General features: G+C 38.1%; 1 protein-coding gene. It reads left to right on the forward strand.

Features of this window, described 5'->3' with window-relative positions; all coding sequences use genetic code 11:
- Nucleotides 1-346: 346 nt before the first annotated feature.
- Nucleotides 347-484 (forward strand): hypothetical protein, encoded by a 138-nt coding sequence (locus D5018_RS21910; RefSeq protein WP_165905161.1) that lies wholly within the window; start codon nt 347-349, stop codon nt 482-484.
- Nucleotides 485-583 lie beyond the last annotated feature (99 nt).

Genomic DNA, 583 nt, shown 5'->3' on the forward strand with positions numbered 1-583 from the left:
GGTAACTCTTTGTAGTTACTGGGTAACGTAGTATGCCTTAGAGGAGGCTTGAGCCGTATGCAGTGAAAGTTGCACGTACGGTTCTGAGGAGAGCGGCATCTGGCAACAGGTGTCGCTTATCCGACCAAAACGTTTTTGAGCGTGCTAAATTCCACTTCTCGAAACCCAAAATCACATAATCACCTAACGCGATATTCCTTTATTTTAATACACCATAATTTCAGCTATACCCTCTTGATTAAATTTTGTTCACGTTTGTGGATTTTAACAGCTCATATTTGCTGTAATTTCAGGTAGGTATCTAGCAGAAGTAATTCATCATAAGTGATGAGCAAAGGGGCAAATTATGGGTATTGGTATTCCAGCTTTACCACTAGGTCAATTAGATAAGTTATCTCAAGCTTGTGAAGCGGTTTACAATCAATTGCCTTCAGCATCAACGGCTGTTTCGGCCTCTATAAGTAGCCGACTAAAAGTTTTTTAAATCACAAAACTTCTAAGAATTTTGCAGTTCCTCATAAATTTTCATTTTAGACTTTAGTACCCTAAAAACAGCTTTATCTCAATTTAGAGAGTTATCATG

This window comes from Parashewanella curva (genome assembly GCF_003675895.1).
Classification (GTDB): Bacteria; Pseudomonadota; Gammaproteobacteria; order Enterobacterales; family Shewanellaceae; genus Parashewanella; species Parashewanella curva.